Genomic DNA, 24,838 nt, shown 5'->3' with positions numbered 1-24,838 from the left:
CCGGGTCATCATCCAATGCCACCATTCTTCGCAGGACGGATGCACAAATCTGGTGAATAGTGGCGGAGAGACAGGGATTCGAACCCTGGGTGGGCTTGCACCCACAACGGTTTTCGAGACCGCCCCGTTCGACCACTCCGGCACCTCTCCGCGGGGGTCTGTGGAAGCGGGATTTAGTGAGGAACGCGCAGCGGTGCAAGCAGAAAATTCCCGATTTTCAGGATACCGGGTTTTTCCATTGCCAGCAGTGGGAAAACGCCTAGGCTAAGGTGCATGATTTACGCACGACCACGCCTGATCCTGCAGGGACTTCTGTTTCTGGTTTTTGTCGGCTTGTCGGCCACCTCGCCAACTGCTGCCAACCGCGACCGGATCGAGGCGTTTTTGACCACCACCGGATTTGACGTGGCGCTGGAAAGCATTGCGCTGGCCTCGGCTTCGGCACCGCTTATGTTAGGGGTCGATCCCGAGGGGTTCGGCGCAGACTGGACTCGACTGACAGAAGAAGTGTTCGACACCCGTGAAATGCACGAAACGGCCGTGTCCATTCTGGAAGAAACCCTGAGCGATGAGGCACTGACTCATGCGGTGGAGTTCTATGCCACAGACCTTGGCCAGCGATTGGTCGAGGCCGAAAACACAGCTCATATGGATGAGGATGATGCTGCAAAGCAAGAGCAGGGACAGAGGATTATCTCAGATCTGATCAAGGACGGGTCCGGACGTGTTGAGAGCCTGAAACGTATGAATCGGGCGGTTGATGCCAGCGGTACATCGCTGCGCGCGCTGCAGGAAATCCAGGTGCGGTTTTTGCTGGCTGCAAGCGCCTCGGGTGTCATCGAATTACGTCTGGACGCAGACGGGTTGCGCGAGATGATGAAGCGGCAAGAACCAGCGATGCGCCGGTCACTGCAACTGTCCGCGCTGGCGGGTGCAGCGCATACATACAAGGATTTTTCGGACGCGGATGTCGATGCCTATGTCGACGCGCTGGAGCAACCGTTGATGCAGGAAGTGTACGAGTTGCTGAACGCCATCCAGTACGAGATCATGGCGATGCGGTTCGAGGTACTGGCGGCCCGTATGGCCGAGTTGCGGCCAGCTCAGGACATTTGATGAAACCTTTGGCCACGATATTAACCAGCCTTTGGTTGTGGATCACTCCCGTAGCCGCAGATGAGCGGGCCGAGAGGTTAATGCGGGCCATGCACGTTACCGACATCGTCGAGATTATGGGCCAGGAAGGGCTTGAACAGGGCAGGGAACTGGACAAAGCCATGCTGGATGGCGCAGGGGGCACCTATTTCCAGGCTCAAATCGAAGAAATTTACGACGCGGATTGGATGCGGGAAAAACTGACGCGATCCGTGGATGACAACCTCAGCGACGCGCAGCTCGAGCAGGCGGCGCTATTCTTCGAAAGCAAGCTGGGGCAGACGATTGTCTCGCTGGAAAACTCTGCGCGTTTGGCCATGATGGATGATGCGATCGACGAGGTCGCGCGCCAAATTTACCGACAAGCTGATCGCGACACTGCGTTTTACAAGCTTGTAGACGAGTATGTGCAGGTCAACGATCTGATCGAACAGAACGTTCGCGGTTCGTTAAGCGCTGATCTCAACTTCTTTTTAGGTATGTCAGACAATCGCGGCGTGCAATTGGATGCAGATTCTATGCTCAGCCAGCTGCTGGACAACACCGAAGAGGTAACGGCAGAAACCGAAGCCTGGATTTACTCGTTTCTATTGATGGCCTATCAACCGCTGAGCGAAGCGCAAATGCGCGAGAATATCGCCTTTTCCCGGACGGAAACCGGACGGGCTTTGAACGAGGCCCTTTTCCGTGGTTTCGATGAGATGATCGATGCGATTTCTTATCGTCTGGGTGAAGCAGTCGGACGTGCCATGAGTGCATCGGATCTTTGAACTCAAAAGCGGTTGACTTTCGCCAGCATTCTATGGATAAGCGCGCATCCCGGCCGGAATCTCCGCGCCGGGTATCGTTATTATTGATCCATCGGGCATTGCCCTTGGGTCGTCACACAGCCCGAAAAGGGCGCGCTGTTCGAGGTGGCGAAAGCCAGCAACGCCCATACGGGGACCACAGAACGCGGTTGGAAAAGGAAAGACGCATGTTTGCGGTCCTCAAGACTGGCGGCAAGCAGTACAAGGTTCAGGCGGGCGACGTGCTCCGTGTTGAAAAACTGGCTGCTGACGCAGGTGAAAAAGTTCAATTCAACGATGTTCTGATGCTGGGCGGCGACGCTCCGGTTGTTGGCGCACCTTTCGTTGAAGGCGCAGGCGTACAGGCCGAAGTGATCGAACAGATCAAAGGTGACAAGGTCATCAAATTCGTCAAGCGCCGTCGTAAGCACAGCTCGAAGCGTACCGTTGGCCACCGTCAGAAGCTGACTCTGGTCAAAATCACCGACATCCTGTCGTCGGGCGCTGACAAGTCGGGCATCAAAGCTGCAACCGGTTCGGCACCGGCTGGCACCGCAGCACCTGCTGCAAAGCCTGCCAAGAAAGCTGCCGCCAAGGCAGAAGCACCCGCCGCTGCGGCTGCGGCCGACGATCTGACAAAGCTGAACGGTGTCGGCCCTGCCGCTGCCAAGAAGCTGGCAGAAGCCGGTATCGAAAGCTTTGCCGCTCTGGCCGCCTTGTCGGATGAGCAGATTGCTGCTATCGACACCGTCAAAGTGAAACCCGAATGGGTTGAGCAAGCCAAAGAGCTGGCTCAGGGCTAAGGAGAGAGAGAATGGCACATAAGAAAGCTGGCGGTTCCTCCCGTAACGGTCGCGACTCAGCGGGTCGTCGCCTTGGCGTGAAACTGTATGGTGGCCAGGCGGCCATCGCAGGCAACATCATCGTACGTCAGCGCGGCACCAAGTTTTGGCCGGGCGAAGGCGTGGGCATGGGCAAAGATCACACCATCTTTGCAACTGTCGATGGCGCTGTGAAGTTCCACAAAGGCCTCAAAAATCGCACCTTTATTTCGGTTCTGCCAGTGGCGGAGGCCGCAGAGTAAGCCGAAACCCATAAAGGTTTGAAAAATCAGGGGATCGGTAGAAATACCGGTCCCCTTTCTCGTTTTAGGAGCGGTCTCATGACCGAAGTGATCAAAACAGAACGTCTGATCTTGCGCCGGTTCCGGCGCGAGGACGCGTCGCGTTTGGTTGCTCTGTTGAACGATCTGGACGTGGTACGTTGGTTGACAGTTGTTCCGCATCCTTATCGCCCTGAAAATTCCGAAGATTTCATCAAGGTGATATCTATTGAGCACGATGCCTTTGCCATCACAAAAGACGAAGACTTGATTGGCTGCATCTCGACCGGTTCCCAGTTGGGATATTGGATCGAGAAAGGATCCTGGGGGCAGGGCTATGTCACCGAGGCTTGCCGTGCGATGATTGCGCGGTTTTTCCGGTCCGAACGACAAAAACTGACTTCGGGGTATCATCTTGGCAATGATCGCTCCAAGGCAGTCTTGTTCAAACTCGGGTTCAAACCAGTCGGACAACACGCTGCGATGGTGCGTTCAACCAACGAAGAAGTGATCATTAAGGACGTGCTACTGACACGAGCAGACTGGAGCGCGATGCAATGACCGTCGCGACCACCAGCTTCCTGATCTTTGCCGCCAGTCAGGTCGGCACGCCGGGACCAGCCAATATGGTCCTGTTAGGGACGGGTGCGCGCTATGGTTTTCGGGCGGCGCTGCCGTTTGTTGCGGGCGTCATTCTGGGCAAGCAGTTGATCATCTGGCCGGTTGGTTTCGGATTGATGCAGGTGGCCGAACAGGCTCCGATGGTGTTTACCGTTCTGAAATATGCCTCAGCCGCTTATATTTTCTGGCTCGCATGGAAGATCGCCAATCTGAGGCTGTCGCGGGGAGAAGCGGACGAGCAGGTACCGGGCTTCTGGGCGGGACTTATTGTTCACCCGCTTAACCCAAAGGCTTGGGCGATGATCATTGCAGGCTTTACCGGCTTTGTCGCTGCAGGCACGTCCAGCTTTAACGCAACGTTAACTATCGCTCTCTGTTTATTGTTTTGCCAACTGATTCTGCATCCAATCTGGACATTTGCGGGGGATAGAATTGCCCATGCGGTTGAAGGTCGGCCTGCGGAAAAATATCTGATGTGGACGTTAGCGAGTGTCACTGTTGCGTCCGTACTTTTTGTGTTGTTCGGAGGAGGAACGCACTCATGAAACTTGAGACAATAATAAATCAGCCGGTCATCGAAACCGAGCGGTTCGATCTGCGCCCTTTGCGCCGGTCGGATATGGGTCTCATTGAACATTACGCAGGCGATGAGCGCGTGGCGCGTATGACCACGTCAATCCCGCATCCGATCCCACCGGGTTCGGTCGAGGCGTTTGTGACGCGCTCGATGTCGGATGAGCGTACCGAGGATGTTTGGGCGCTGGATGCGACCAAGGATGGCGGGCCAGAGCTGATCGGGTTGATCTCGCTTGAAAAGCTGGATCGCAATCAGTCCGAAGTGGGCTATTGGGTTGCGCCGGTCTATTGGAACACGGGCGTCGCATCGGCGGCGGTCGAGGCGCTGGTTCTTGCGAACCCACTGGAAAACTCGACCATGTTTGCCAGCGTGTTTCAGGACAATCCGGCCTCGGCGCGGGTTCTGACCCATTGCGGATTTCAGTATCTTGGCGATGCAGAAAACTATTCGGTGGCGCGCGACGCGAATGTGCCCACCTGGACATATAGCAAAAAACTCTGACTTGTGGCCGATGGGGCCTTTGCAGTAGGGGACAGTCATGAAATTTCTCGATCTTGCAAAGGTCTACATCCGGTCCGGGGCCGGAGGTAACGGCTGCGTCAGTTTCCGGCGCGAAAAATACATCGAATACGGCGGCCCCGATGGTGGGGACGGTGGCAAAGGCGGGTCTGTTTGGGCCGAGGTTGTGGATGGGCTGAACACCCTGATCGACTTCCGCTATCAGCAGCATTTCTTTGCCAAGAACGGCCAGCCCGGCCGTGGTCAGCAGCGCACCGGTAAGGATGGTGATGACATCATTCTGCGCGTGCCCGTCGGCACCGAGATTCTGGACGAGGACGAAGAGACCGTCATTTGTGATCTGACCGAGGTTGGGCAACGGTTTCTGCTAGCCAAGGGCGGCAATGGCGGCTTTGGCAACCTGCACTTCAAATCGGCCACCAATCAGGCCCCGCGTCGCGCCAATCCGGGGCAGGCCGGGATCGACCGCACGATTTGGTTGCGCCTGAAACTGATCGCAGACGTTGGTCTGCTAGGCCTGCCCAACGCAGGCAAGTCAACCTTTCTGGCAGCGACCTCAAATGCACGCCCTAAGATCGCAGATTATCCGTTTACCACTCTGCACCCCAATCTGGGCGTTGTCGGGGTTGATAACGTTGAATTTGTCGTCGCCGACATTCCCGGCCTGATCGAAGGCGCGCATGAAGGGCGCGGGATCGGAGATCGTTTTCTGGGCCATGTCGAACGCTGCGCCGTCTTGTTACATCTGGTGGATGGTACATCAGAAACCGTGGCCGAGGACTACCGGACCATCATCACAGAGCTTGAAGCCTATGGCGGTGCGCTGGCGGAGAAACCTCGGATCACAGTGCTCAACAAAGTTGATGCGCTGGATGACGAGGAACGCGCACTGGCCAAAGCCCAATTGGAAGAGGCCGTAGGCGGCCCCGTTATGACCATGTCTGGCGTCGCGCACCTTGGCGTTACCGAAGTTCTGCGGGCCTTGCGGGCTCAGATCGATGAGGACCGGTTACGCCAGAAACCTTCAGCGGAGGCTGAGCCTTGGCAGCCCTGACACAGGCCCGCCGTTTGGTGGTCAAAATCGGCTCTGCCTTGCTGGTGGACCGCGAAACCGGACTGCTGCGTGGCGAATGGTTGCATTCGCTGGCGCAGGATGTGACCTGGCTCAAAGGGCAGGGGGCTGACGTTATACTGGTGTCGTCCGGGTCCATCGCTTTGGGTCGTGGCGTTTTGGGTCTTTCCGCAGACACCCTGCTGCTAGAGCAATCACAAGCCGCCGCTGCTGTCGGGCAAATCCGCCTTGCGCGGGCCTACGAAGAAGCCCTGACACCTTACGGGATCACAACCGCGCAGGTTCTGGTCACACTGGAAGACAGCGAAGATCGCAGACGCTATCTGAACTCACGCGCTACGTTGGAAACACTTTTGGGTCTTGGCGTCGTTCCAATCGTCAACGAAAACGACACGGTTGCGACGGACGAGATTCGCTATGGTGACAATGACCGGCTGGCAGCCCAGATCGCGGTGACTGTTGGGGCGGATCAATTGGTCCTGCTGTCGGATGTAGACGGGTTCTATACCGGAAATCCAAACGAAGATGCATCAGCCACGCGATACGACGTCATTGATCAGATCACGCCCGAAATTGAGGCGATGGCAGGCGATGCCGGATCGGGCCTGTCAAAAGGTGGAATGAAGACCAAGCTGCTTGCGGCCAAAATGGCGACCGCTGCGGGCTGCGCCATGGCGATTACCGAAGGCTCGACTCTGAACCCTTTGAAATCTTTGAGCAATGGCGCCAACAGCACCTGGTTCACTGCAACGCTGGACCCGCACGCCGCGCGCAAACGCTGGATATCGGCCATGAAACCACGCGGAGAGATCGTGATCGACGACGGTGCGGCCAAGGCTCTGGCGAATGGTAAAAGCCTGCTTCCCGCAGGGATTGTCGCGGTTGCTGGCGAATTTGGGCGCGGCGATCCGGTGGCCATTCTGGACACCAAGGCCGGGCGTCTCGCACAAGGGCTTAGCCGCTATACCGCGCAAGAGGCGGACGCGATCAAGGGGCGGCGATCTTCGGAAATTGAAGCAACGCTTGGCTATCCCGGTCGCGCCGTTCTGGTGCACCGAGACGATCTGGCTTTGTGATGGAACCCACTGATAGACTGACGCATCAGATGATTTGAAAGGCACGTGAGATGAAGGATTTCGACACTATTCCCGCGCTGATGGCCGATCTTGGAAAACGCGCAAAAGCCGCGTCTCAGGACCTTGCCTTTGCCACTGCCGAGCGCAAACACGCGGCGCTTATTGCCGCAGCTGATGCCGTCTGGGCAAATCGTGATCAGATCATCGAGGCCAACAAGAAAGATCTTGAGTTTGGCCGCGACAAGGGACTGAGCCCGGCGATGATGGATCGCCTGATGCTGGATGAATCGCGGGTTCAGGGCATGGTCGATGGATTGCGCACCGTGGCTGATCAACCTGATCCTGTCGGAGAAATCCTGGAAGAATGGGATATGCCATCGGGCCTCAACATTCAGCGTGTGCGGACACCTTTAGGTGTGATCGGCGTGATCTATGAAAGCCGCCCCAATGTAACCGCTGATGCAGGGGCGCTGTGCCTGAAGTCAGGTAATGCTGTGATACTGCGCGGCGGATCCGAGAGTTTTCATTCCTCAATTGCCATCCACGCCTGTCTTGTCGAAGGGCTGAAAGCCGCGAACCTGCCAGAGGACGCCATACAACTCGTGCCCACGCGGGATCGCGCCGCGGTTCAGGAACTTCTGACCATGACCGACTATGTCGATGTCATCGTCCCGCGCGGCGGCAAGGGTCTGGTCGGCTTGGTGCAGCGCGAGGCCCGCGTGCCCGTTTTCGCGCATCTCGAAGGGATCGTGCATATCTATGTCGACAAAGCGGCTGATCCTCAGAAAACACTGGATGTGGTGTTGAACGCCAAGACCCGTCGTACCGGTATCTGCGGCGCCGCTGAATGCCTGTTGATCCATCAAGACGTCGCCGAAACACTGGGCCGCGATCTGATTACGGCTTTGATCGCAGCCGGTGTCGAGGTTCATGCGGACGGTGTTTTGGCAGTGGAAAACAGCCTTGCCGCCACTGATGCGGATTGGGGCAAGGAATTCCTCGACAGCATCATCGCGGCGAAGCCCGTAACCGATATCGACGCCGCAATTACGCATATTCGGCAATACGGGTCCAACCATACAGATTGCATCATGACCGAGGATACTGCGGCGGCTGAACGGTTCTTTGAACGGTTGGACAGCGCGATCCTGATGCACAACGCCTCAACCCAGTTCGCCGATGGTGGTGAGTTCGGTATGGGAGCCGAGATTGGCATCGCGACGGGCAAGATGCACGCCCGCGGCCCGGTGGGAGCTGCTCAGCTGACCAGCTTCAAATACCTCGTGCGTGGAAATGGAACGATCCGCGCCTAGAACCGAATGACGACGCGGGTCGAGGCAGTCTCGGTCACGATCCGCCGCCCTTGTTCCGATGCGGCTTGTGGAAGCAGAGCGAACTGTACCTGCGCCGGAGAGATCTTTGTGGCAAAGCGCCCGGTTGCAGTGTTTTTCCACAAATCTCCATCAATGTTCAGTTTATCGGCTGTTCCGGTTACAGACCATGAGTTTCCGATTTGCTCGACGGTGGCTTCGCCACCCAGCGGCATGGCGCTTTCGCAGCACAACAAGGACAGGAAAATCAGCTTTACTTGATCGCGAGGAACCGCTTCACCAAGGGACCAGTGGACCCTCAATCGCCCGGATTTTTCAACGTCTTTCAACAGGCTCGTCACCTCGGCCCGGCCAAGCGGTTGATCACTGGCTGCACCAAACGCCACCCGAAAAAAGCGTATCTTGGCCGCAGCAGTCCCAACGCTGCCCGAAATAAGGTCCATCTCGGGGCCCTGCATCGAGCCGACCATCTCAAGCAGCTCAAGACCGTTGGTTATGGCCCCGACCGGGCTGATCAGATCATGGCAGATCCGGGAACCGACAAGTTCGGCCAGGTTGACGTCTGATGCGGTCATGCGTACCTCCTGTAAGACCCGCCATTGCCGGACCGAGGCCAGCGCATGACAGATCTTAATGCAATTCTTGCACCGGGCATGTATGTCCGCCACCCGGATTTCCCCGAATGGGGGGTCGGACAGGTTCAGTCCAACATCGCAGGCAAGATCACCGTTAACTTTCGCGAGCAGGGGAAAGTGGTAATCGACGGAACACGCATCGCCCTGATGCCGGTCTTTGATCCGTGAAACTGGTTTAGGAAAGGTTAACAACCTTGACCAGAGGTGCATGAGTTGCCATCGCCCTGAAAATCGCGGTATCAGCGCGCAACACGAATTATGGACGCTCCCATGGCTGAAACAGGCCCCACTTTCACCGTCAAACTTGCCGAGTCCGAGGCCGAGTTAAAAGCCGCCCAGCGGCTACGCTACGACGTTTTTGTACGCGAGTTGGGCGGCGGCGGCGATCTGGTCGACCACGATGCCGGTCTGGAACAAGACCGCTTTGATCCGTATTTCGACCACATGCTGGCCTATGATGATGCAACCGGCGAAGTTGTAGGCGTTTACAGGCTGTTACCAGGCGAACGTGCCACGGAAATTGGGCAGTTTTATTCCGAGGATGAGTACGATCTGACGGTTCTCAAACAGTCGGGCCGCAAGTTGTTGGAACTAGGCCGGTCCTGTCTGCATCCCGATTATCGCGGCGGCACGGCCATGTACCACCTGTGGAATGGGCTGGCGGCTTATGTGAACGAACGCGGTATCGAAGTGCTGTTTGGCGTCGCGAGTTTTCACGGCACAGATGTGCAGGCATTGGCGCAGCCTTTGTCGATGTTGCACCACAACCATCTTGCCCCGCCCGAGCTACGTGTTCGAGCGCAACCAAATGTGTATCAAAACATGAATATTGTTGCCGCCGATGCACTAGATCGAAAGGCGGCTATGGTAGAGGTTCCTGCTCTGATCAAAGCGTATCTGCGGCTGGGTGGCTTTGTGGGCGAGGGGGCGTTTATTGACCGCGCGTTCAACACCACTGATGTGTGTCTGATTCTGGATACGGCACGCATGAATGAACGCCAGAAACGTATTTATGGCGGAGCCTAAGCAGGTGAGCGCCCCATTATGGAACAGCGACGAAGCACCAGAGGCCAATAATCTTGGCGTTCTTGGTTGGGTATTGGTTATTTTGCGTGGATTTCCGCTGGCAGTTCTTGTCTTCGGAGGGTTGATCATCCTTCTGCTGGTTCGGCTAATCGAGCGGCCGCTTTTCGGGGTTCGTAGGCCCGTCACGCCTTACATAACGCAATTCGTCTGTAGAAATGCGTTTCGAATACTCGGTATCGGCTTTCACAGCACCGGCGAATTGATGCGGGAACGCGGGGCGGTGGTCGCCAACCATACCTCGTGGCTGGACATTTTTGCGCTGAATGCACGCAAACGCGTTTACTTTGTCTCCAAGGCAGAGGTCGCGAAATGGCCCGGGATCGGCTGGCTCGCGCGCGCCACAGGAACGGTATTTATCGAGCGAAACCCCAAGAAAGCACGTGAACAGACGCGTGTTTTTGAAGAACGCTTGAAAGCAGGGCACAAACTGCTGTTTTTTCCCGAAGGAACATCCACCGATGGATTGAGGGTTTTGCCTTTCAAAACAACACTTTTCGCGGCTTTCTTCACAGAAGAAATGCGCGATTTTATGTATGTGCAACCAGTTTCGGTCGTCTTTCACGCACCCCCTGGGCAACCCGACCGATTTTATGGCTGGTGGGGCGAAATGGAGTTCGGGCCACATCTGCTCAAAACATTGGGTGCGCTGAAACAAGGTTCGGTCGAACTGATTTATCACGCTCCGGCCAAGGTCAGCGATTTTCCCAACCGCAAGGCGCTGGCGGCACATTGCGAACAGGCCGTGCGTCACGCGCATTCCTTGGCGCGGCTTGAAAATAAGGGCAATTGACCCTTGCGCCCCATCCAAACCTGCCGTATATGCGCGCCATTCAAACCCGCAGGCGGGGTTTGGGCTTTGTAGGGGAGACATCCCTATCTGGCCCGCCGGTTGGAGCATCCGCTTCTTTCACCCCCGCCGAGGCGTAAACCGGAAAAGGAAATACAGCATGGCTCTTCCCGAGTTCACCATGCGTCAGCTGTTGGAAGCTGGCGTTCACTTTGGTCACCAGACACAGCGTTGGAATCCCCGCATGGGCCCGTTCATTTACGGCTCGCGCAATGGTATCCACATCATGGACCTGACCCAGACTGTTCCGATGCTGGATCAGGCGCTGCAGGCCGTTCGTGACACCGTCGCCAAAGGTGGCCGCGTTCTGTTCGTCGGCACCAAGCGTCAGGCAGCGCAGCCAATCGCAGAAGCCGCTGAAAAATCGGCTCAGTACTACATGAACCACCGCTGGCTGGGCGGCACGCTGACCAACTGGAAAACCGTTTCCCAGTCGATCAACCGTTTGAACCAGATCGACGAAGCGATGGAATCGGGCGCTGAAGGCCTAACCAAAAAAGAGCGTCTGGGCATGGAACGTGACCAGGCCAAGCTGCAGGCGTCGCTGGGTGGTATCCGCGAGATGGGCGGCGTTCCTGACCTGCTGTTCGTCATCGACGTCAAGAAAGAAGCACTGGCCATCGCCGAAGCCAACAAACTGGGTATCCCGGTTGTGGCTGTTGTCGACACCAACTGCTCGCCCGATGGTGTAGATTACATCATCCCCGGCAACGACGACGCGGCCCGCGCAATCGCGCTGTATTGCGATCTGGCCGCACGTGCCGCTCTGGACGGTATGACCGCTCAGATGGGTGCTGCAGGCGTTGACATCGGCGCATTCGAAGAAGCTCCGGCTGAGGAAGCCGTTGCAGAAGAAGCCCCCGCCGAAGCAGAAACACCTGCCGAAGCGTAAGCTGCCCGTCACGTAAATGACATATGGGGCAGGGTAGACCTGCCCCAATTCCGTTTGAATTGAGGAGAGCCTAAAGATGGCAATCACAGCAGCAATGGTTAAAGAACTGCGCGACTCGACCGGCGCAGGCATGATGGACGCAAAAAAAGCGCTGACCGAAACCGGCGGCAACATGGACGAAGCTGTTGACTGGCTGCGTACCAAAGGTCTGGCCAAGGCGGCCAAGAAATCGGGCCGTACCGCAGCAGAAGGTCTGGTTGCTGTTCACGTCAACGGTGGCAACGGTGTTGCCGTCGAAGTGAACTCGGAAACCGACTTTGTTGCAAAGAACGGCGAGTTCCAGGAAATGGTCGGCAAGATCACCTACGCAGCCGAAGGCGTTGACGACGTTGATGCACTGCTTGCGGCTGACCTGGGTGGCAAGACCGTTGCCGACACCCTGACCGACAAGATCGCCACCATCGGTGAGAACATGTCGGTGCGCCGCATGTCCAAGCTGTCGGGCGACACCGTTGTGTCTTATGTCCACAACGCTGCCACCAACGGCATGGGCAAGATCGGCGTTCTGGTTGCTCTGTCGGGTGGCGATGAAGCGATCGGCAAGCAGGTTGCAATGCACATCGCAGCCGTGAATCCTGCGGCTCTGTCCGAGGCAGATATGGACCCGGCGGTTGTCGAGAAGGAAAAGCAGGTTCAGATGGATATCGCCCGCGAATCCGGCAAGCCGGAGCAGGTGATCGAAAAGATGATCGAAGGCCGTATGAAGAAATTCGTCGCCGAATCGACCCTGTTGAACCAGCAATTCGTAGTGAACCCTGACCTGACCGTCGAAGCGGCGGCCAAGGAAGCGGGTGCAACCATCACCGGCTTTATCCGTATGGAAGTTGGCGAAGGCATCGTGGTCGAAAAAGAAGACTTCGCAGCCGAAGTTGCCAAGGCCGCACAAGGCTAAGCGCTGCGTAGAAAACTAAGTCACGACCCCACCGTGGGTCGTGAATACCAATAACCGGCCACGGAAACGCGGTCGGTTTTTTCTTTGGCCACAAATGGTTACCAGATGGATCTGAGGTTTAGGTATGAGGGACCCCGCATGATGGGGATGGACAGGGTCCCTCAAAATTCCGACTGATAGACGCGGACGAATAGGCGCCTTTCATTCAGAGTGACCAGAGAGCTTTGATATTGCAAAGATCCGATCAAATCGTTCCCTGGCTAAAGCCACCACTCACGGAACAGTATCAAAGTGCAATTTTTCGGAAAGATTGGGAAGTCATGTTTTCCTTACCTAGGGTAAACTGACGCAGTTTGTTAACGGAGAGCCGTCAGACTTCCATGACGAACATCTGATTCTGCAGCGACGCCTTCAAAACAGCCTGGGCTGTGGTTTCAACGCTCAGCGCCTCGCGCGCTAGACGCAGGTGTTTTTCGACCGTGGCCGACGTCAACCCCATCAGCAGTGCGATGTCCTGCGTGGTTTTGCCATCGCCAACCCATTGCAGAGCCTCGCGCTGTCGTTTCGTCAGAACCCGGTTCGGCGCGCTGTAGGGTAGGGTGAGAATCTTGAGATGCGCCATATTGTTCATCAACAGGATGTCATCTCCATGCTCATCCCAGATGGCATCAACATCATCCTGCGTGCGGTCCCCGTAGGAGGCCATAGAAATTGCCCCCTTTGATCGCATGGACACGGAATTGAAACTGATCGTGAAGCCAACGGTCACGCCTTTGGACTTGTTGAACTCATAGACCTGACGTTCCCGTTCGGTCATGTTGCCGCTGGACATCATTTCGGAGATCATACGCCAACTGGCCGCACCCTCGTTTTCCAACGCCCATTTCAGCATGGGAGCGTGAAAATAAAGGCCGGAATGCAGGAAACCGTCCAGATAATCGTTGCAGTGGTTTGACAGGATCACAAAATCCTCTGGATCGCCCAGGGACGTCTCGGTTCGAAACCGGGTATATCCGTACAAAAGCCGGTCAAACCCATATTCTGCCATCTGCCGGCAATGCGCATCCCATAGCTCTTCCAAAGTCTTGGTGTAACTTAAGAAATTGAGATACTCACTCAGTTTCAAACCGCATCCTCCTTAGAAAGATGTGCCGCAAGCGCGTCCAAAGCAAGGACATAGCCTTGCGCCCCAAACCCGCAAATCTGCCCGATCGCAACGCGCGCGATATAGGATTTGTGCCTGAACACTTCGCGGGCATGAATGTTGGATAGGTGAACTTCGACCACCGGAACCTGAGCCGACGAGATCGCGTCCATCAATGCAATTGAAGTGTGGGTATAGCCACCGGCATTCAGAACGATGCCGTCATGAACACCGCGGGCCTCATGAATCGCATCGATAAGCCCGCCTTCGTGATTGGTCTGAACATGGGTAACGGACAGGCCCAGCTTTGCGCCGTGCGAGACACACCGATCCTCAATCATATTCAACGTTGTGTGGCCGTAGACTTCGGGCTGTCTGGTGCCCAGCAGATTCAAATTCGGCCCGTTTAAAACGAGTATGTTCGTCATTTCAATTCATCCCCATGCCCTTGTGATAAACGCGAAATAACAAGGCGTCCAGCAGGCTCTTTGATCCTAGGGCGGGTTGCCGCCGTTTGTGATCCCAAACCAACGGGTTCAGTCATGCATCATCCATCGTGATTACGACTTTTCCCAAGGCGGATCTTTGGTCCAGCAGCGTCAGCGCCTCGCTCGCGCGCGCCAGCGGGAAGGTCGCACTGATACGCGGTTTGATCTTTCCCGCGTTGTACATCGCGAACAGGTCCTTCATGTTTTCAGCGTGCCCCTTAGGGTCGCGAAATACGGAAGCCCCCCAGAAAACACCGACAATCTGGCAGGATTTGAGCAAAGGCAGATTCAGTGGAATCTTCGGAATACCGGCGGGGAAGCCAACCACAAGATAACGCCCGTTCCATGCCATCGCCCGTAACGCGGGTTCGGCATAGTCGCCACCCACGGCGTCGTACACCACATCCACACCTTTGCCATCCGCCAGAGCCTTTATGTCGGACGACAGGGTCTTCTGCGCCGCCCGATCCATCTCGCGCGCGTAGACCAGGGTCTCATCTGCCCCAATATCCTTGCAGAAATCCGCTTTTTTCGGTGTGGATACTGCGGCGATCACGCGCGCACCTGATGCCTTGGCCAACTCTATCGCCGCAGACCCGACACCGCCTGCCGCACCCAGTATCAATACGGTTTCCCCGGCCTTCATTTCCGCACGATCTTTCAGCGCATGATGTGATGTGCCGTAGGTAAAGATGAAACAGGCCGCATCTTCATAGGGCATATCGGGTGGGATCTTCACCGCCGTCTCAGCCTTCAGCGTCAATCGAGTTGCGAACCCGCCATGACCGGTCAGCGCCAGAACGCGGTCTCCGGGTGCAAATCCCGTAACGCCTTCGCCAATTTCCAACACTTCGCCGGCGACCTCGCCGCCGGGAGAAAAAGGGCGGGGTGGTTTTATCTGATAGAGATCACGGATCATCAGGCTGTCGGGGAAATTCACCCCAGCGGCGTGAACGCGGAGCAAAAGCTCTCCTTTTGCAGGCGTAGGATCGGGCAGGGTGGTCAGTTCCAATGTCTCGGGACCACCCGGTGTGACGCTCAGTAATGCACGCATTTGCCTGTCTTGCCTCTTGCTTAGCCGGATTTGAAATCGTTGGATTACAAGCAAGCGTTGTCAAGAGGATAGGCAGACGCGATCCAGCACGTAGGAGGAAAAATGACGCCCGATACCCTGTTTTCACTGACCGGAAAAACCGCCCTTGTAACGGGTGGAGCAACGGGTATCGGCAGAATGGCGGCCGAAGCCCTTGTTCGTGCCGGGGCGCATGTCCTAATTGCTTCGCGTAAGGGGGATGCTTGTCAGGCCGTTGCAACCGAATTGAACGCGTTGGATGCACCCGGTTCCGCCGAAGGCTTTGCCGCTGATCTCAGCACCGAAACTGGCGTGAAAGCTCTGGCTGATGAGGTCAACAACAGAACGCAACAACTTGATATACTTATGAACAATGCCGGTATCTCCTGGGGTGCTCCATTAGGGCAGTTCCCCTATTCCGCATGGGACAAAGTGATGTCGGTCAATGTTGCTGGTATCTTTGAACTGACGCAAAAATTGTTGCCGCTGTTGATGAAAACAGCCTCGGACGATGATCCTGCCCGCGTGGTCAATGTCGGCTCGGTCATGGGAGAGGTTCCGATGGGCGACGGGGCTTACAGCTATTCCGCGTCCAAAGCGGCGGTACTGCATCTGACCAAGATCATGGCCAAGGAACTGGCGCCCTACCGTGTGACCGTCAACGCGCTGGCGCCGGGGCCATTTGTGTCTCGGATGACTGAATTTGCAACTGGCGACGAAGCCACCCGCGACAAGGTCGGTCAGGCGGTTCCGCTTGGCCGCGTTGGGCAACCAGACGATATCGCGGGCTGTATGCTGTTTCTGTGCGGTCGGGCAGGCAGCTATGTGACAGGCGCAGTCATTCCCGTATCGGGTGGTATCAACGTACAGACCGGCGGCAATATATTCGCCGCGGCGATGTGAAATCCGGAATTGACCTACAGGCACTGAGGGTAGCATGGAAAATTCTGAAACCGGGCTTAATATCAAGGCAGTAGACAGCTTTCTTGCAACGCGTCTTGAAGGGTATCGCGGCCCGCTTGAAGTTGAGAAATTCGCAGTTGGTCAATCGAACCCGACCTATCTGCTGCGCACACCCAACAAGTCATATGTTCTGCGCCGCAAGCCACCGGGGGTCTTGCTGAAATCTGCCCATGCGGTTGACCGAGAATTTCGCGTTCAGTCGGCTTTGGCAGGCAGCAATGTTCCGGTGCCAGGAATGCATCTCCTGTGCGAGGATGAAACGGTCATCGGCTCGGCGTTTTACATCATGGATTTCATTCCTGGCCGCAGCTTTGTAGATCCGACGATGGAAGGCGAGGACAACGCGACGCGCACAGGCGTTCTGGATGAAATGAACCGGGTGCTGGCCGAGTTGCACATGGTGGACATCGACGCGGCCGGATTGGCGGATTACGGCCCGCCGGGGAATTACTTTGAACGCCAGATCACGCGCTGGACCCAGCAATACCGCGCCTCGGAAACCTCACATATTGCAGATATGGAGAAATTGATTTCGGGGCTCGAACAGCGGATGCCCGACGATGACGGGCAGCGCACACTCGTCCATGGCGACTATCGGATCGACAACCTTTTGTTCGAACAGGACGGAACAGGCTGCGTTGCGGTTCTGGATTGGGAATTATCCACTATCGGTCATCCTTATGCCGACCTGGCTGCGGTTATTATGCAATGGCAACTCCCTCCGGGCCGGGACGGGCGCGGTCTGGCAGGCGTGGATCGCGGGGCATTGGGGCTACCTTCGGACGAAGCGTTCATCGCAGCCTATTGCGACCGCACAGGTCGTCCGCAAATCAGGGATTTCGGGTTCTACCTTGCCTTCAACTTTTTCCGAATGGCAGGGATATTGCAGGGGGTCTACAAACGTTCGCTGGACGGTAATGCCTCGGACCCGGTCAGGGCTCAGGCATTTGGAGCTTATGTTCCGGTTTTTGCGCAGCACGGGCTGGCAGCACTCGATGGGGCTTAGGTGTTCATTTTGACAAAAAGGCAGGACTAAAAAATGGACACATCGGGACTGAACCACATTCGCAACTGGATGCAACGCTATGTGGATCAAAGAAAATATGCCGGATGCTCTTTGTTGATCCACCAACATGGGCAAGAGGCCTTTTTTCACTCCTGCGGTCTGCGTGACGTGGAAAACAACTTTCCGTTTGAGCGCGACACGCTGGTTCGCATCTATTCAATGACCAAGCCCATTACCTCGGTCGCGCTTATGATGCTGGTTGAGCGGGGCCTGCTGCATCTGGCAGCTCCGGTGTCGGATTTCCTGCCCGAGTTTCAATCCATGCAAGCGCTTGTTCCGGGCGCAGAGAACATCGACCAGACCGAGCCCGCGCCGACGCCTAGCTTGCATCAATTGCTGACCCATACCAGTGGCCTCAGCTATCCGTTCAATCCTGGCATTCTGCCCAAGGCGATGGAGGCGCAGGACCTGATCTTCGCACCCGATCAGGGGTCACTGGCGGACCGCGTCGCCGAACTGGCCAAGCTACCACTGGCATTTCAACCGGGAACGCGTTGGGAATATTCGGTTGGTATCGACGTCATAGGCCGCGTGATCGAGGTTGTTTCAGGTCAAACCCTTAACAATTTCCTCAAGGACCAGATCTTCGAACCGCTTAAGATGCGCGACACCGGGTTTATGGTGCCAACAGGGGCAGGGGTGCGCTTTGCATCGCTTTATACCCCGTTGGAAGGTGACGCGATGGCACTGAACGCCGCCCGTACAGGCACGGAAACGCTCAGGCTGGTAGATGCCGCCGGCGCGTCACCATTCGAGCGCACAACGACCTATTCCGGTGGAGGAGGGCTTGTCAGCACAATTGACGATTTTGATACCTTCGCCGAAATGCTGCGTAACAAGGGTATGGCTGGCAAAACTCGGCTGCTCGGGCCGTCGACGGTTGACTTCATGATGTGCAACCACCTGCGCGGCGATATCGCGTCAATGGGGCCGCAAAGCTTTGCGGAACAGCCAATGGAAGGCACCGGGTTCGGAATTGGAGGTGCGGTTGTGCTGAACCCGGCCCGGGTTGGCGTGCCGGGATCGGCAGGTGACTTTGGCTGGGGAGGAATGGCATCGACCTACTTCTGGATTGACCGAAAACACGACCTGAGCGCTGTTTTCTTCACGCAGCTTTCGCCATCCAGCTCTTACCCCTCACGGGCAGAATTGAAAGCATTGGTCCACGCCGCGTTGATTGAATGATCGCAGTTCCGGTGATACCCGAACGTTTGAACACTCCGGAGGCGCAAACATGACCGAAGCGGAACGTATCCTGCTGGATCTGCTCAATATCGAAGCACTTGAGGTCGATTTGTTCCGGGGAACCGGCTCGGGCGGTGAAACGCCGACAAGGATATTCGGCGGGCAGGTGATCGCACAGGCGCTGGCGGCCGCTTACAGAACTGTCGAAGATAGGTCGTGTCATTCGCTGCACGCCTACTTCATCCGACCCGGAGACCCGTCGATTCCCGTTATTTATCAAGTTGATAGAGCCCGTGATGGAGGTTCGTTCACAACCCGCCGCGTCGTTGCAATTCAGCATGGCAGACAAATTCTGAACTTGTCTGCATCGTTTCACCGTCAAGATGAAGGATGGGATCATCAGCATCCGATGCCAAACGTCGGCGCGGCGGAACATCAAATCCCTCGCTCGGAATTGCGGCGTCAGTACCTGAATCGAGTGCCAAAGAACTATCACGCAGAACTGATGCGCGAACGTCCTATTGAAGTAAGTGATATCGAACCGCTGGATATACTTGCTCCAGAAAAAGCTGATGATCGCCACCAACTGTGGTTCAGAATGTCCGCAGCTGCCAAGGCTGATCCGGTGACTCAGCACCTTTTGCTGGCCTACGCATCAGATATGGGCCTGCTGGGATCGGGTCTTCGGCCACATGGGCTCAGCTGGTTTTCGGGCGAGGTTGATGCGGCAAGCCTGGATCACGCCATCTGGTTTCACGCGCCAATTCAGTTTCAAAACTGGCACCTGTATTCGATGGAGGCACCATGGACAGGGCAGGGGCGCAGTTTCAATCGTGGGTCGATCTTTGCTGAGGATGGAACGCTGGTGGCATCTGTCGCTCAGGAAGGCCTGATGCGAAAGCGGAAACAAAAGCCTTAACTTTGACCACTAAATTGCTGATTAAGCTTAGACATTCCATCCAGCCATCGGTCATAGTCTGATGCTTTGAATTGGATATAGTCCAGCACATTTTCATGTGGCAGGACCAAAAACCTTTCTTCGCGAATAGCTTCGACACAGGCTTCGGCCACATCTTCAGGCTCAAGCAAACCATCAATTGCGGCCACAGACTCTTCGTGGCCGCGTGTCATTTCAGTTCGTACAGCTTGCGGACACAAAGCTGATACGCGAATGCCTTGGTGCCTGTATGTCAACGCGAGCCATTCGGCAAGTCCAACGGCGGCGTGTTTCGAAACACCATATGGTGCCGCACCTGGTTGATTCAGCAAACCCGCGGCCGAGGCTGTGATCAACATGTAACCACCATCGCGTGCGATCATACGCGGGATCAAATGGCGTGCCGTCCATACGTGCGACATGACATTGATCTTCCAGATCCGATCCCATTCTGCATCGGGCACATCCAATCCACCCAGCGTCAGGATGCCAGCATTCGCGCAAAACAGATCAATGGCGCCGATTTCATCTTCAACAGTATTGATCAACGCCTCGATCGAGCTTTCGTCAGATACATCGCAGGAAACAGCATAACCGCCAATGCCATCGGCAACGCGGCGTATGTTTGCTTCGTCGATATCAGCGCAGACGACTTTTGCACCTTCGACGGCAAAGCGACGGGCTAGTCCTTCGCCAATTCCTTTGGCCGCGCCCGTAACCACAACAGTTTTGCCGCTCAACTGCATATAAAGACGTCCTTTTATCCATGTCGAATGTGGCTTTAACCGTGCCTGAGGCGATTGTCGTGCAATATGTTATTTACATAATACCGATTACACGACTAATGGGCCAACTCAATAGAACGCCTGCAGCCCGGTCTGCGCACGCCCGAGGATCAGCGCGTGAACGTCATGGGTCCCCTCATAGGTGTTCACAGTTTCCAGGTTGACCATGTGTCGAATAACCTGAAACTCCAGTGAGATACCATTGCCGCCATGCATGTCCCGCGACATACGCGCAATGTCCAAAGCTTTGCCACAGTTGTTACGCTTGATCATCGAAATCATTTCGGGCGCGGCTTCGGCTTGGTCCATCAGTCGGCCAACGCGAAGGCTTGCTTGTAGACCCAGTGCGATCTCGGTCTGCATATCGGACAGTTTTCGCTGGAAAAGCTGAGTTTGCGCCAACGGTTTGTTAAACTGCTTACGATCCAGCCCGTATTGCCGTGCGGCGTGCCAGCAGCATTCGGCGGCCCCCATCACGCCCCAGCTGATCCCATAGCGCGCCCGGTTCAGACACCCGAACGGACCTTTGAGACCCTGAACATTCGGCAACAGTACATCGTCGCCAACCTCGACATTGTCCAGAACCACTTCGCCGGTGATCGACGCACGCAGACTTAGCTTATTCTCGATCTTCGGGGCGCTTAGACCTTTTGTTCCTTTGTCCAAAACAAAACCACGGATCTTGCCGTCATGCGCATCGGACTTGGCCCAGACCACGAACACATCCGCAATCGGAGAGTTCGAGATCCACATTTTGCTACCATTCAGACGATAACCGCCATCAATTTTTTCAGCACGGGTTTTCATACCTGCCGGGTCTGATCCCGCGTCAGGTTCGGTAAGACCAAAACACCCGATCCATTCACCACTCGCCAATTTTGGTAGATATTTGCGCCGCTGATCTTCGCTGCCATACGCATAGATCGGGTACATCACCAGCGAGCTTTGCACCGACATCATCGAGCGATACCCGGAATCCACCCGCTCGATCTCGCGCGCGACAAGGCCATAGCTCACATAATTCGCTCCAACCCCGCCGTATTCTTCGGGAATTGTGGTGCCGAGCAAACCCATTTCGCCCATTTCGCGGAAAATCTCGGGATCGGTTGCCTCGTTTTGAAACGCCTCTGTTACGCGCGGCTGCAGTTTTTCCTGTGCATATGCCCGTGCACTGTCTGCAATAAGGCGTTCTTCTTCGTTCAATTGATCGGCCAGCCGGAATGGATCATCCCATGTAAACTTACCCAATTCCGGGGCGTCTTTGGCACGTAGTGTGGGCTTAGGATCGGGCGCGTTCATGACAATTCTCCGAAGGTCGATATGTTTGCAGCACCCTACCCTGACTAAACCGCAAAAAATAGCGAGACATTTTCAAGTTTTCATGACTAAAACGCATACATGAGGCCAAACAATCGTCCAATCCTACCACCCATCACTGCGCTTCGCACACTGGAAGCGTTGGACAGGCTGGGATCAGCCTCGGCCGTTGCCGAAGAGATGGCGCTGACGCAAAGCGCAATCAGCCGGCAATTACAGACGCTCGAGGCGCAGCTGGGTGCGGATATTGTGGATCGGGACCGCAAACGCCTGTCGCTTACGCAGGCAGGTCAGGAATATGTCCAGCAGATCAGGCCTGCCTTGTCCCAAATCGCTCAAGCCGCTGTAAAGTTGCACGTAGCACCTGTTGGAGGCACGCTGAATCTGGCGATTCTACCGACATTCGGAATGCGTTGGCTGGTTCCCAGATTGCCCGATTTTGCGCGGCTATATCCGGATATCACGATCAACATGTCGACACGATTGCGTCCGTTCAACTTTGCATCCGAAGGTTTTGATGCAGCATTGCATTTCGGCGAACCGGACTGGCCGGGCACCGATCGTTTGTTGCTGCGAATGGAACGGGTCTTGCCTGTCTGCGCGCCCGAATTGCTACCCGGCGGAGCACCCGGCTCACCCCAGGCACTGCTGAAACTGCCATTGCTGCACATTCAGACTCGCCCACAGGCATGGTCCGAGTGGTTTCGTCAGATGGGCGTTGATGCTCCGCACCCCCTGCCCGGCACCGTTCATGATCAATTTGCGACGATCAATCAGGCCGCGCTGCACGGCTTGGGCATCGCATTGATGCCCAATTATGTTGTCGAGCAGGATCTGGCGACCGGTAAACTGGTCGCCGCGTTTCCCGAAGCGATCGAGACAGTGGGCGCGTATTATCTGGTCTGGCCACGCGAGAAATCCGATGATCCTTCGCTGCGTCAGTTTCGACATTGGCTTGCCTCGCAGGCGCAGACCGAAGAGGCCCTGCCCCGCTGACATTCAGCCAAGCGCGTAGCCTGCTCCGCGAACAGTGCGAACCGGATCTTTTCCGCCATGCTGTGTCAACGCTTTGCGCAGGCGTCCGATATGGACGTCAACGGTGCGTGTATCCACATAGATATCGCGCCCCCAGACTCGGTCCAGCAATTGCTCGCGGCTCCAGACGCGACCCGGCTTCTCCATAAACGTGCTGAGCAGGCGAAATTCGGTCGGCCCCAGCTTGAGAGGTTTTTCATCGCGGCTGACTTTATGGGTCTCTGAATCCAGAATAATGTCTTCATACTCCAGACGAAGACCCACCGTAGCAGGGCGCACGCGCCGCAGTTGCGAGCGCACACGTGCCATGAGTTCAACTACTGAATAGGGTTTGACAACATAGTCATCCGCACCCGTTTCCAGCCCCCGAACCTTATCGACTTCCTCAGATCGGGCTGACAACATGATGATCGGGATCGCACGGGTTTCTGGCCGGGTTTTCAACCGGCGACACACTTCAATTCCGCTCAGATTGGGCATCATCCAGTCCAGTACAATGATATCCGGACAGTCTTCATCCACCAGCATCAGGGCTTCGTCCCCGTTGGCGGCCTTGGACACGCTAAACCCCTCTGCTTCGAGGTTATAAGCCAGCACTTCACGTTGCGCCGGTTCATCCTCGACAACCAGAACTGTCGGTTGATCCGCAGACATTCTTACGCCCTCCTAGGCGGTTTGCGATGTGACGTCGGCTTTGGGGCGCGACTCGGTGGGCCGCTCTCCGGTTACAAGATAGACGACCTGTTCGGCGATCGCGGTCACGTGGTCGCCCATACGTTCGATATTCTTGGCGATGAAATGCAGATGCATACAGGCCGAGATATTGCGGGGGTCTTCGGCCATGAAGGTCAAGAACTCGCGAAACAGACCGTTATACATCTGGTCGACATCTTCGTCACGCTCGATCACGTCGGTCGCCAGTTCCGCATCGCGCTGGATATAGGCGTCCAGAGCGTCACGCAGCATCCGCTCAACCTCGCGCGCCATACGACGCAGTGCGGCGGCGCTGCCGTTCACTTCTCCCGCATTGACCAGAACCTTGGTGCGCTTGGCGATGTTCTTGGAATAATCCCCGATCCGTTCAAGGTTTGCAGACACTTTCAGCACCGAAAGGACCAGACGCAGATCGCCGGCCGTTGGTGCACGGAGTGCTATCAAACGAGCGGTTTCCTCGTTGATCAGATCCTCAAGCGCGTCGATGGCCTTGTCGCCCTGACGGACCTCTTGCGCCAATTCCTCGTCGCGGGTTTCAAGCGCGCGGGCGGCCCCCATGATGGCAGCTTCGACCAGCCCGCCCATCTTCATGATATGGGCCTGAATGGCTTCTAGGTCGCGGTCGAAGGCGGATGCAATATGTTGTTCGCTCATGTCCATGTTCCTGTCCTCAGCCGATCCGACCAGTGATATAGCTTTCGGTGCGGGGATCTTCTGGGTTGGTAAAGATTTGCCCGGTCTCGCCGAACTCGACCAGATTTCCGAGGTGGAAGAACGCCGTCTTTTGGCTGACGCGTGCGGCCTGCTGCATCGAGTGGGTCACGATCACCACCGAATAGCGCGAGCGCAGTTCATCAATCAGTTCTTCGACCTGCGCGGTGGCAATCGGGTCCAGCGCCGAGCAAGGTTCGTCCATCAAAAGAACCTCGGGCGCCGTAGCAATAGCCCGGGCGATGCACAGTCGCTGTTGCTGACCACCAGACAACCCGGTGCCCGGGGCGTCCAGTCGGTCCTTCACCTCATCCCAGATCGCGCCGCGACGCAGGGATTTTTCAACGATTTCATCCAGTTCCGCCTTGTTCTTGGCAAGGCCATGAATGCGCGGGCCATAGGCCACATTGTCATAGATCGACTTTGGGAACGGGTTCGGCTTCTGGAACACCATCCCAACCTTGGCGCGCAATTCCACGGGATCGACGCGCTTGTCATAAATATCTTCGCCATCCAGCAGGATATCGCCTTTTACCCGGCAGATATCGATGGTGTCGTTCATCCGGTTCAGGCAGCGCAAGAACGTGGACTTACCGCATCCCGAAGGGCCGATGAACGCGGTCACAGTCTTGTCTTCAATCGCGACATCCACATCTTTGATGGCGTGGGTGTCGCCGTAGTAGACCTGAACATTCTTGGCACTGATCTTGATTTTCTTGGAGTCCACGTCTCTCTCCACTCGTGTCATGTCGTTCATTTCAGCCCCCT

General features: G+C 56.2%; 29 protein-coding genes and 1 tRNA gene. 20 read left to right on the top strand and 10 right to left on the bottom strand.

Annotated features, from left to right (window positions below):
* Positions 1-60: 60 nt before the first annotated feature.
* A tRNA-Ser gene (locus ACR0FG_RS05985) sits at positions 61-150 on the bottom strand.
* 123 nt (positions 151-273) lie between these two features.
* Here ACR0FG_RS05985 and ACR0FG_RS05980 point away from each other — a divergent pair.
* The 10 genes from ACR0FG_RS05980 to ACR0FG_RS05935 all read left to right on the top strand — a co-directional run bounded on the left by ACR0FG_RS05980 (position 274) and on the right by ACR0FG_RS05935 (position 8,223).
* On the top strand, positions 274-1,116 hold the full coding sequence (locus tag ACR0FG_RS05980; RefSeq protein WP_480891071.1) for a DUF2059 domain-containing protein: 843 nt from the start codon (positions 274-276) through the stop codon (positions 1,114-1,116).
* Positions 1,116-1,925 carry a DUF2059 domain-containing protein gene (locus ACR0FG_RS05975; RefSeq protein WP_480891069.1) on the top strand — a complete coding sequence of 270 codons (810 nt, stop codon included), beginning with the start codon at positions 1,116-1,118 and terminating at the stop codon, positions 1,923-1,925. Before ACR0FG_RS05980 ends, ACR0FG_RS05975 begins: the two co-directional genes overlap by 1 nt.
* 206 nt (positions 1,926-2,131) lie before the next feature.
* Positions 2,132-2,746, top strand: a complete 615-nt coding sequence (locus tag ACR0FG_RS05970) for a 50S ribosomal protein L21 (RefSeq protein WP_170711502.1) — start codon at positions 2,132-2,134, stop codon at positions 2,744-2,746.
* An 11-nt stretch (positions 2,747-2,757) separates the two neighbouring features.
* Positions 2,758-3,027, top strand: a complete 270-nt coding sequence (rpmA, locus tag ACR0FG_RS05965; protein WP_010440093.1) for a 50S ribosomal protein L27 — start codon at positions 2,758-2,760, stop codon at positions 3,025-3,027.
* 78 nt (positions 3,028-3,105) lie between these two features.
* Positions 3,106-3,606, top strand: coding sequence for a GNAT family N-acetyltransferase (locus tag ACR0FG_RS05960; protein WP_480891067.1), 501 nt, complete (start codon positions 3,106-3,108; stop codon positions 3,604-3,606).
* Positions 3,603-4,211 carry a LysE family translocator gene (locus ACR0FG_RS05955; protein ID WP_480891066.1) on the top strand — a complete coding sequence of 203 codons (609 nt, stop codon included), beginning with the start codon at positions 3,603-3,605 and terminating at the stop codon, positions 4,209-4,211. The genes ACR0FG_RS05960 and ACR0FG_RS05955 overlap by 4 nt, the downstream gene beginning before the upstream one ends.
* Positions 4,208-4,744, top strand: a complete 537-nt coding sequence (locus ACR0FG_RS05950) for a GNAT family N-acetyltransferase (protein WP_480891064.1) — start codon at positions 4,208-4,210, stop codon at positions 4,742-4,744. The genes ACR0FG_RS05955 and ACR0FG_RS05950 overlap by 4 nt, the downstream gene beginning before the upstream one ends.
* A gap of 37 nt (positions 4,745-4,781) precedes the next feature.
* Positions 4,782-5,816: a GTPase ObgE gene (gene obgE, locus ACR0FG_RS05945; protein ID WP_170711506.1), complete on the top strand. Its 1,035-nt coding sequence runs from the start codon at positions 4,782-4,784 to the stop codon at positions 5,814-5,816.
* Positions 5,804-6,910 (top strand): glutamate 5-kinase, encoded by a 1,107-nt coding sequence (gene proB, locus ACR0FG_RS05940; protein ID WP_170711507.1) that lies wholly within the window; start codon positions 5,804-5,806, stop codon positions 6,908-6,910. The genes obgE and proB overlap by 13 nt, the downstream gene beginning before the upstream one ends.
* Positions 6,911-6,960: 50 nt before the next feature.
* Positions 6,961-8,223, top strand: coding sequence for a glutamate-5-semialdehyde dehydrogenase (locus ACR0FG_RS05935; protein ID WP_480891061.1), 1,263 nt, complete (start codon positions 6,961-6,963; stop codon positions 8,221-8,223).
* Here the strand turns inward: ACR0FG_RS05935 and ACR0FG_RS05930 are convergent.
* A complete protein-coding gene (locus ACR0FG_RS05930; RefSeq protein ID WP_480891060.1) occupies positions 8,220-8,816 on the bottom strand; it encodes a histidine phosphotransferase family protein in 597 nt (198 codons plus the stop codon). The two genes, ACR0FG_RS05935 and ACR0FG_RS05930, sit on opposite strands and share 4 nt — an antisense overlap.
* Positions 8,817-8,861: 45 nt before the next feature.
* Here ACR0FG_RS05930 and ACR0FG_RS05925 point away from each other — a divergent pair, with 45 nt between their 5' ends.
* The 5 genes from ACR0FG_RS05925 (at position 8,862) to tsf (ending at position 12,653) form a co-directional block, all read left to right on the top strand.
* Positions 8,862-9,044, top strand: coding sequence for a DUF3553 domain-containing protein (locus tag ACR0FG_RS05925; RefSeq protein ID WP_480891059.1), 183 nt, complete (start codon positions 8,862-8,864; stop codon positions 9,042-9,044).
* Between the two features lie 102 nt (positions 9,045-9,146).
* A complete protein-coding gene (gene olsB / locus ACR0FG_RS05920; protein WP_480891056.1) occupies positions 9,147-9,902 on the top strand; it encodes an L-ornithine N(alpha)-acyltransferase in 756 nt (251 codons plus the stop codon).
* A complete protein-coding gene (olsA, locus tag ACR0FG_RS05915; RefSeq protein ID WP_480891055.1) occupies positions 9,868-10,752 on the top strand; it encodes a lyso-ornithine lipid O-acyltransferase in 885 nt (294 codons plus the stop codon). The genes olsB and olsA overlap by 35 nt, the downstream gene beginning before the upstream one ends.
* Before the next feature lie 157 nt (positions 10,753-10,909).
* Positions 10,910-11,701, top strand: coding sequence for a 30S ribosomal protein S2 (gene rpsB / locus ACR0FG_RS05910; RefSeq protein ID WP_480891052.1), 792 nt, complete (start codon positions 10,910-10,912; stop codon positions 11,699-11,701).
* A 76-nt stretch (positions 11,702-11,777) separates the two neighbouring features.
* Positions 11,778-12,653 carry a translation elongation factor Ts gene (tsf, locus tag ACR0FG_RS05905; RefSeq protein WP_480891050.1) on the top strand — a complete coding sequence of 292 codons (876 nt, stop codon included), beginning with the start codon at positions 11,778-11,780 and terminating at the stop codon, positions 12,651-12,653.
* A gap of 370 nt (positions 12,654-13,023) precedes the next feature.
* On the opposite strand, the gene ACR0FG_RS05900 is transcribed toward tsf, so the two are convergent.
* The 3 genes from ACR0FG_RS05900 to ACR0FG_RS05890 all read right to left on the bottom strand — a co-directional run bounded on the left by ACR0FG_RS05900 (position 13,024) and on the right by ACR0FG_RS05890 (position 15,339).
* Positions 13,024-13,779, bottom strand: a complete 756-nt coding sequence (locus ACR0FG_RS05900) for a LuxR family transcriptional regulator (RefSeq protein ID WP_170711514.1) — start codon at positions 13,777-13,779, stop codon at positions 13,024-13,026.
* The gene (aroQ, locus tag ACR0FG_RS05895) at positions 13,776-14,225 is read right to left on the bottom strand and encodes a type II 3-dehydroquinate dehydratase (protein WP_480891047.1); all 450 of its coding nucleotides are present in this window, start codon (positions 14,223-14,225) and stop codon (positions 13,776-13,778) included. The genes ACR0FG_RS05900 and aroQ overlap by 4 nt, the downstream gene beginning before the upstream one ends.
* 112 nt (positions 14,226-14,337) lie before the next feature.
* Entirely contained in the window at positions 14,338-15,339 is a 1,002-nt protein-coding gene (locus ACR0FG_RS05890; RefSeq protein ID WP_480891045.1) for an NADPH:quinone oxidoreductase family protein, read from the bottom strand.
* A gap of 102 nt (positions 15,340-15,441) precedes the next feature.
* Between ACR0FG_RS05890 and ACR0FG_RS05885 the strand changes: the two genes are divergently transcribed.
* Genes ACR0FG_RS05885 through ACR0FG_RS05870 form a run of 4 tightly spaced genes read left to right on the top strand, consistent with a single transcriptional unit; the run spans position 15,442 to position 19,490 of the window.
* Entirely contained in the window at positions 15,442-16,260 is an 819-nt protein-coding gene (locus ACR0FG_RS05885) for an SDR family oxidoreductase (protein WP_480891042.1), read from the top strand.
* Between the two features lie 34 nt (positions 16,261-16,294).
* The gene (locus tag ACR0FG_RS05880; RefSeq protein WP_480891041.1) at positions 16,295-17,326 is read left to right on the top strand and encodes a phosphotransferase family protein; all 1,032 of its coding nucleotides are present in this window, start codon (positions 16,295-16,297) and stop codon (positions 17,324-17,326) included.
* Positions 17,327-17,359: 33 nt separating this feature from the next.
* Positions 17,360-18,571 (top strand): serine hydrolase domain-containing protein, encoded by a 1,212-nt coding sequence (locus tag ACR0FG_RS05875; RefSeq protein ID WP_480891039.1) that lies wholly within the window; start codon positions 17,360-17,362, stop codon positions 18,569-18,571.
* Between the two features lie 49 nt (positions 18,572-18,620).
* Positions 18,621-19,490: an acyl-CoA thioesterase gene (locus ACR0FG_RS05870; protein ID WP_480891037.1), complete on the top strand. Its 870-nt coding sequence runs from the start codon at positions 18,621-18,623 to the stop codon at positions 19,488-19,490.
* Here the strand turns inward: ACR0FG_RS05870 and ACR0FG_RS05865 are convergent.
* Positions 19,487-20,254 carry an SDR family oxidoreductase gene (locus tag ACR0FG_RS05865; RefSeq protein ID WP_480891034.1) on the bottom strand — a complete coding sequence of 256 codons (768 nt, stop codon included), beginning with the start codon at positions 20,252-20,254 and terminating at the stop codon, positions 19,487-19,489. The two genes, ACR0FG_RS05870 and ACR0FG_RS05865, sit on opposite strands and share 4 nt — an antisense overlap.
* 108 nt (positions 20,255-20,362) lie before the next feature.
* Complete coding sequence (locus ACR0FG_RS05860) at positions 20,363-21,592, bottom strand: acyl-CoA dehydrogenase (protein ID WP_480891032.1); 1,230 nt, start codon at positions 21,590-21,592, stop codon at positions 20,363-20,365.
* A gap of 99 nt (positions 21,593-21,691) precedes the next feature.
* Here ACR0FG_RS05860 and ACR0FG_RS05855 point away from each other — a divergent pair, with 99 nt between their 5' ends.
* On the top strand, positions 21,692-22,606 hold the full coding sequence (locus tag ACR0FG_RS05855; RefSeq protein ID WP_480891030.1) for a LysR substrate-binding domain-containing protein: 915 nt from the start codon (positions 21,692-21,694) through the stop codon (positions 22,604-22,606).
* 3 nt (positions 22,607-22,609) lie between these two features.
* Here the strand turns inward: ACR0FG_RS05855 and phoB are convergent, their stop codons facing one another.
* The 3 genes from phoB to pstB are packed head-to-tail and all read right to left on the bottom strand — an operon-like array spanning position 22,610 to position 24,827.
* Positions 22,610-23,299: a phosphate regulon transcriptional regulator PhoB gene (gene phoB / locus ACR0FG_RS05850; RefSeq protein WP_170711524.1), complete on the bottom strand. Its 690-nt coding sequence runs from the start codon at positions 23,297-23,299 to the stop codon at positions 22,610-22,612.
* 12 nt (positions 23,300-23,311) lie between these two features.
* Entirely contained in the window at positions 23,312-24,013 is a 702-nt protein-coding gene (phoU, locus tag ACR0FG_RS05845; protein ID WP_170711525.1) for a phosphate signaling complex protein PhoU, read from the bottom strand.
* A 16-nt stretch (positions 24,014-24,029) separates the two neighbouring features.
* Entirely contained in the window at positions 24,030-24,827 is a 798-nt protein-coding gene (gene pstB / locus ACR0FG_RS05840) for a phosphate ABC transporter ATP-binding protein PstB (RefSeq protein WP_480891028.1), read from the bottom strand.
* Positions 24,828-24,838 lie beyond the last annotated feature (11 nt).

This window comes from Ruegeria sp. E1 (genome assembly GCF_056534225.1).
The sequence above is the reverse complement of the archived record's forward strand: the minus strand, read 5'-3'. Positions and strand labels throughout refer to the sequence as shown.